The sequence below is a fragment of the Pseudomonas sp. 24 E 13 genome, from assembly GCF_900004715.1.
Lineage (GTDB): Bacteria > Pseudomonadota > Gammaproteobacteria > Pseudomonadales > Pseudomonadaceae > Aquipseudomonas > Aquipseudomonas orientalis_A.
In genome coordinates this window covers 1,441-7,767 of sequence record NZ_CVTO01000144.1, presented here as the reverse complement: position 1 = coordinate 7,767, position 6,327 = coordinate 1,441, and the positions used below count along the sequence as shown (strand labels likewise).

Annotated in this window: 6 protein-coding genes; all 6 read left to right on the top strand. The window is 64.2% G+C overall.

Annotated features, from left to right (window positions below):
• The first annotated feature begins 676 nt into the window (after positions 1 to 676).
• From BFP90_RS19585 to BFP90_RS19560, 6 genes are read left to right on the top strand one after another with little or no spacing between them, the layout of a single operon-like run.
• Positions 677 to 1,696 (top strand): LacI family DNA-binding transcriptional regulator, encoded by a 1,020-nt coding sequence (locus BFP90_RS19585; protein WP_065887407.1) that lies wholly within the window; start codon positions 677 to 679, stop codon positions 1,694 to 1,696.
• Entirely contained in the window at positions 1,680 to 2,684 is a 1,005-nt protein-coding gene (locus BFP90_RS19580; RefSeq protein WP_065897757.1) for an ABC transporter substrate-binding protein, read from the top strand. The genes BFP90_RS19585 and BFP90_RS19580 overlap by 17 nt, the downstream gene beginning before the upstream one ends.
• Positions 2,685 to 3,503 (top strand): ABC transporter permease, encoded by an 819-nt coding sequence (locus tag BFP90_RS19575; protein WP_065897756.1) that lies wholly within the window; start codon positions 2,685 to 2,687, stop codon positions 3,501 to 3,503. It abuts the gene before it with no gap.
• A complete protein-coding gene (locus BFP90_RS19570; RefSeq protein ID WP_065887404.1) occupies positions 3,500 to 4,294 on the top strand; it encodes an ABC transporter permease in 795 nt (264 codons plus the stop codon). Before BFP90_RS19575 ends, BFP90_RS19570 begins: the two co-directional genes overlap by 4 nt.
• The gene (locus BFP90_RS19565) at positions 4,291 to 5,322 is read left to right on the top strand and encodes an ABC transporter ATP-binding protein (protein WP_065897755.1); all 1,032 of its coding nucleotides are present in this window, start codon (positions 4,291 to 4,293) and stop codon (positions 5,320 to 5,322) included. The genes BFP90_RS19570 and BFP90_RS19565 overlap by 4 nt, the downstream gene beginning before the upstream one ends.
• Before the next feature lie 9 nt (positions 5,323 to 5,331).
• Positions 5,332 to 6,165, top strand: a complete 834-nt coding sequence (locus BFP90_RS19560; protein ID WP_065897754.1) for a phosphodiesterase — start codon at positions 5,332 to 5,334, stop codon at positions 6,163 to 6,165.
• The last annotated feature ends 162 nt before the right edge of the window (positions 6,166 to 6,327 follow it).

The following is a 6,327-nucleotide window of genomic DNA, read 5'->3' as shown; positions in this document are numbered from 1 at the left end:
TAACGGGGCGCCTGAGATCAAGATCAAAAGCGACTCGCTGCGCATCGTGGTTACGGGTGGGCGCGGCTGCGTTATGTAGGAGCGAGCTTGCTCGCGAAAAACTCACAGGCGCCGCGTTGATTCAGGAAGCACGCGTTATCGTTGACGTTTTTCGCGAGCAAGCTCGCTCCTACAGACGGCGGTGTACGCCACGATGCGAAGCGAGCCGCTCTTGCTCTTGCTTTTGATCTTAGGCGCCCCGTCAAACCACGCTGGCCGCAATTCGATATTGATGTGGGGGGTAAACCGGCAGGACGCCGGTTTAGCCGCCCCGCGCCATGGATGGCGCGTGGCGGCGGCCCCCCACATCAATGTCGGATTGCGGGCACACCGAGCATTAGCGAGGTGCCGAGTGGTGGGGCAAGAGCCCTTTTGGTTACTTTTGGGGCTCTTTTCCAAAAGTGACCCGCTGTAAAAGCGGAACCCTAAGTAGCCGTGACCGCAGCAACGGATATGTACTCAACCCAATCCACCATCCCGGCCGCCCCAGAGGCCGCCATCGGGGGCAAGCCCCCTCCCACATTGAGCGCGATGTGCAGTCGGGGCACTGACATCAAACCGTCATCTTTCCACCACCTTCCTGCCACATTCCCTCGCTAATGTCCTCGCCAATGAGATCGATCTCAAGCGAGCCCCAATGACTGACCTGAAAGACGTAGCACGCCTGGCTGGCGTGTCCCGCGCCACCGCCGCCCGCACTTTTGCTTCCCCGGACCAGGTGCGCCCGGTCACCCGTGAGCAGGTGTTCGCCGCCGCCCGTGAGTTGGGTTTCCGGCCGAACCTGCTGGGCCGGCAGTTGCGCCTGCAGACCACCCAACTGATCGGCGTCGTGGTGCCCAACCTGCTCAACCCGGTGTTCGCCGAGCAGTTCCAGGCCATGGAGCGCGCCGCGCGGTCTCGGGGCTACAGCCTGGTGCTGGCCACCACCGATTACAGCAGCGAGCGCGAAAGCACGGTGGTGGAAGAACTGTTGCGCCAGCGCGTCGACGGTCTGGTGCTGACGGTCACCGATGCCGAAAGCAATGCCGTGCTCAGCAGCCTGAACACCGAAAAGACACCCTTCGTGCTGGCCTACCATCAGCCGAGCAACCCCAACTACAGCGCGGTGTCGGTCGACAACCGCGCGGGCATGGCCCTGGCCACGCGTTATCTGCTGGACGCCGGGCACCGCCGGATCAGCATGGTCGCCGGCCCCGCGTTGCAGTCCGACCGTGCCCGTCTGCGGCATGCGGGGTATTGCGAGGCGATGGAAGCGTACGGTCTCAAGAGCCGCCCGGTGATCGAAATGCCGGCCCACACCCAGGCCGAGTTCACGGCGATCGCGCCGTTTCTCAAGAGCCCCGACGCGCCCACGGCGTTGGTGTGTTCCAACGACTTCCTGGCGATCAGCCTGATTGCCGAACTGCGCCGCAACGCCTGGAACGTGCCCGGGCAACTGTCTGTGATGGGCTTCGATGGCATCAGCCTCGGCACCCAGATGCACCCGACCCTGTGCAGCGTGGTGCAGCCCATTGCGCTGCTGGCCAGCACCGTGATTGACCAACTGCTGGCGCAAATCGCCGGCAACGCCCCGACGTCCCATTGCCTGCCTTGCCATATCCGGCCAGGCGAAAGTACCCAGCCCCATGAGGAGACCCTTGATGCGCGCACTCAGTAAAACCCTGGCAGCCCTGCTGCTGTGCGGTGCGGCCAGCCTGGCCCAGGCCGCCGACACTGCGATTTGCTACAACTGCCCGCCGGACTGGGCCGACTGGGGCACCCAGCTCAAGGCCATCGCCGCCAGCACCGGCGTGCAGGTGCCGCTGGACAACAAAAACTCCGGCCAGTCCCTGGCGCAGTTGGTGGCGGAAAAAGCCGCGCCGGTGGCCGACGTCGTTTACTACGGCGTGACCTTCGGCCTGCAGGCGCAAAAAGCCGAGGTGGTCGACACCTACAAACCCAAGGCCTGGGACCAGATTCCCGCCGGCCTGAAAGACCCCGCCGGCCATTGGTTCGCGATCCATTCCGGGACCCTGGGCATCATGGTCAACGTCGACGCACTCGGCGGTCTGCCGGTGCCGCAAAGCTGGGCCGACCTGCTCAAGCCTGAGTACAAAGGCATGGTCGGTTACCTCGATCCGTCCAGCGCCTTTGTCGGCTACGTGTCGGCGGTGGCGATCAACCGCGCCATGGGCGGTGACCTGGACAACTTCGCCCCGGCCATCGACTACTTTCGCAAACTGGCAAAAAACAGCCCCATCGTGCCCAAGCAGACCGCCTACGCACGGGTACTGTCCGGCGAGTTGCCGATCCTGGTCGACTACGACTTCAACGCCTACCGCGCCCGCTACAAAGACCAGGCCAATGTCGCCTTCGTGATTCCGCAGGAAGGCAGCATCAGCGTGCCCTACGTCATGAGTCTGGTCGCCAACGCGCCACACCGTGCGAACGCGGAAAAAGTCCTCGACTTCGTGCTCTCGGACGAGGGCCAGGCACTGTGGGCCAAGGCCTACCTGCGCCCGGTGCGGCCGATGAAAATGCCGGCGGACGTCGCCGCACAGTTCCTCCCGGACAGTGACTATGCCCGCGCCGGTGTCGTGGACTACGAAAAAATGGCCGCTGTGCAGGAAGCCTTCGCCGCCCGTTACCTGAACGAGGTCAAGTAAGTGGCGACATCGGCAAAACACGCCGCCTGGGCGCTGGCCCCGGCCTTCGCAGTGCTGCTCGCGTTCTGGCTGTTGCCGCTGGCGCACCTGATGGTGCTCGGCGCCGAAAGCCGCGATGGGAGCGGCAGCGGCTACTGGCAGGTGCTCAGCAGTGCGCAGTATTTGGGCAGCCTGGGGCAAACCCTGATCCTGGCAGGGATGGTGACGCTGGTCGCGCTGGTGATCGGCGGTATCAGCGGTGTCTTCCTCGCACGGCAACAGTTCTTCGGGCGCTCGGCGCTGGTGGCATTGCTCACGTTCCCGCTGGCGTTTCCCGGGGTGGTGGTGGGGTTCCTGGTGATCCTGCTGGCGGGGCGCCAGGGACTGTTTGCCGCCCTGGGCCTGCAACTGGCCGGTGAGCGCTGGATCTTTGCCTACTCGTTGGCAGGGCTGTTCGTGGGCTACCTGTACTTCTCGATTCCCCGGGTAATTCTGACGGTGATGGCTGCCTGCGAAAGCCTCGACCGCAGCCTGGAGGAGGCCGCGCATTCACTGGGGGCAGGGCACTGGCGCGTGGTCTGCGATGTGATCGTGCCGGGCCTGGCGCCGGCGCTGGCGTCGTGCGGTGCGATCTGTTTTGCCACGTCCATGGGCGCGTTCGGCACGGCGTTCACCCTGGGCACGCGCCTTAACGTCACGCCCGTGGCGATCTATAACGTGTTCACCAATTACGCCAACTTTGCCGTCGCCGCTGCGCTGTCGGTGGTGCTTGGCGCGGTGACCTGGGCCGTGCTGCTGCTCACGCGGCGCCTGGTGAAAAATTCGGGGACTGTGCTGTGAAGCGCTCATCGCTGTTTGTGCTGCAACTGCTGTTTACCCTGTTGGTGTGCGCCTTCATGTTGGTGCCGGTGCTGCTGTCGCTGCTGGCGGGGCTGACACGCAACTTCTTTGTCGGCGTTTCCAGCGGCTTGACCTTCGACTGGTTGATCCAGGTGTGGCAAGCCTATTCACCCACTGTGTGGCTCTCGCTGCAACTGGCCCTGGCCTGCGCGGTGTGCGTCTGCGTGATCGGTGTGCCGGCGGCCTATGCCCTGGTGCGCATGAACAACCGTTTCAGTCGCGCCTTCGAAGAACTGATGGTGTTGCCGGTGGCGATGCCAGGGTTGGCCAGTGCGTTGGCGCTGCTGCTGACGTACGGCCAGTTCGGCAGCTTTCGCAGCAGTTGGCTGTTCATCCTCGTCGGCCATGTGCTGTTCACCTTGCCGTTCCTGGTGCGCCCGGTGATGGCGGTGATGCAGCGCCAGCAACTGCCGGTATTGGAAGAAGCTGCCGCCAGCCTCGGTGCAGGTCCGATCAAGCGCTTTTTCAGCGTGGTTGTGCCCAATTGCCGGGCGGGGATTCTGGCCGGCGTACTGATGGTGGTCACCCTGAGCCTGGGTGAATTCAACCTGACCTGGATGCTCCACACGCCGATGACCAAGACCCTGCCGGTGGGCCTCGCCGACAGCTACGCCTCGGCGCGCCTGGAAATCGCCAGTGCCTACACCCTTATCTTCCTGCTGATGATCGTGCCGCTGTTGATTGCGCTGCAGGCCATCAGTGCCCGTTTGTCCCGTGGAGAGCGTCGATGACCGCTATTACTATTGGCCTGCAAGGCTGTCGCAAGGCGTTTGCCGACGGCACCGTGGCCGTGCATGACCTGGACCTGACCGTCGAAGGCGGCGAAACCCTGGCGATCCTCGGCCCGTCCGGCTGCGGCAAAACCACCACGTTGCGCTTGATCGCCGGCCTGGAACGCCCGGACGTGGGCCAGGTGTTTTTCGGTGATCAGGACGTGACTCGCCTGCCCATTGAGCGCCGCGATGTGGGCATGGTGTTTCAGAACTACGCGCTGTTTCCCAACCTGGATGTGGCCGGCAACATTGTCTACGGCTTGAAGATTCGAGGGATGGCGCCGCGAGAGCGCAACAAGCGCTGCGAAGAACTGCTTGAGTTGGTGGGCTTGCAGCAGCACGGCAAGCGCAGTATCCATGAACTCTCCGGCGGCCAGCGCCAGCGCGTCGCCCTGGCTCGCGCCCTGGCGCCACGCCCGAAAGTATTGCTGCTGGACGAACCGCTGGCGGCCCTCGACGCACAACTGCGCGAGCGCCTGCGCAGTGAGTTGAGCGAACTGCTGCGCGGCCTTGGCATCACCTCGGTGTTCGTCACCCACGACCAGGGCGAAGCCATGGCCCTGGGCGACCGTATCCTGGTGATGGAGCACGGACGCATCGCACAACTGGCCACCCCACGGGACATTTACCAGAAACCGGCCAATGCCTTTGTCGCAGGCTTTGTCGGCAACCTCAACGCCTTCGCCGTGAGCGGGTCGTCGCCCAAGGGCTTGAAAGTCTGCGGCGGCGAACTGCCGTGGCACGGCGCCGACCAGCCCGACACCCTGTATTGCCGCCCCGAACATCTGCGGGTGATGGAAAGCGAAGGGCACTTGCACGGGCGTCTGCTGGCGCAGTTCTTCCAGGGCGCGCAGAGCCGTTTGCTGGTGGACGTGGGCGGCCCGCAACCGTTGCTGGTCGACAGCAGCGACAACCAGCTGTACGTCGTCGGCGCGCCGATTGCCCTGGCGATTGCGCCGCACATGTTGTTCACCCTGAATGCGTGAGAATCCACTGTGAATCATCCGTTTCTCGTTGCACAGATCAGCGACCTGCACCTCAAGGCCGGCCAGCGCCTCACCTATGGCGTGGTTGACACCCTGGGCGCGCTGCGCCGCGCCGTCGATCACCTGAACGCCAGCCAACCACGGCCTGACATCGTGGTGATCAGCGGCGACCTCGTGGACTTTGGCCGCGCCGATGAGTACGCCGTGCTGCACCCTGAACTCGCGCGCCTGCACATGCCGTTCTATCTGGTACCCGGCAATCACGACGCGCGCGGGCCGTTGCTCGATGCGTTCGGCGATCATGCCTACTTGCCGTTATCGGCAGAGGGCCCGCTGGACTGGGTGGTAGACACGCATCCGCTACGCCTGATCGGCCTCGACTCCACCATTCCCGGCAGCCATGGCGGCCAGTTGCTGGACAGCCAATTGCACTGGCTCGATGAGCAACTGGCGCTGCGCCCGCAGGCGCCGACCTTGCTGATCCTGCATCACCCGCCGTTTATCAGCGGCATCGGCCATATGGACCGCGAACCCTTCATCAACGCCGCCGCCCTGGAGCGCGTGGTGGCACGCCACCCGCAGGTGGAGCGCCTGTTGTGCGGGCATCTGCATCGGCCGATGCAGCGCCGTTTCGGTGCCAGCCTCAGTTGTGTATGCCCCGGCACGTCCCACCAGATCGTGCTGGATTTGCAGGACGCGGCGCCCGCGCATTTCAACCTGGAGCCGCCGGGCTATCTGTTGCATCGCTGGGATGCGCAACAGGGTTTGATCAGCCATAACGGCGTGTTTGGGGATTATCCGGGGCCGTATCCGTTCTATGACGCGCATGGGTTGATTGACTGAGGTTTCGATTCCGCTGATGTAACAGCTCGGGTACGGCGCCGGACCTGTGGCGAGGGAGCTTGCTCCCGTGAGGGCCGGACAGCCGACGCGTTTCTACCTGACGCTCCGAGGTCCAAATGTGGGAGGGGGCTTGCCCCCGATGGCGGCCTCTGGGCCGACCAG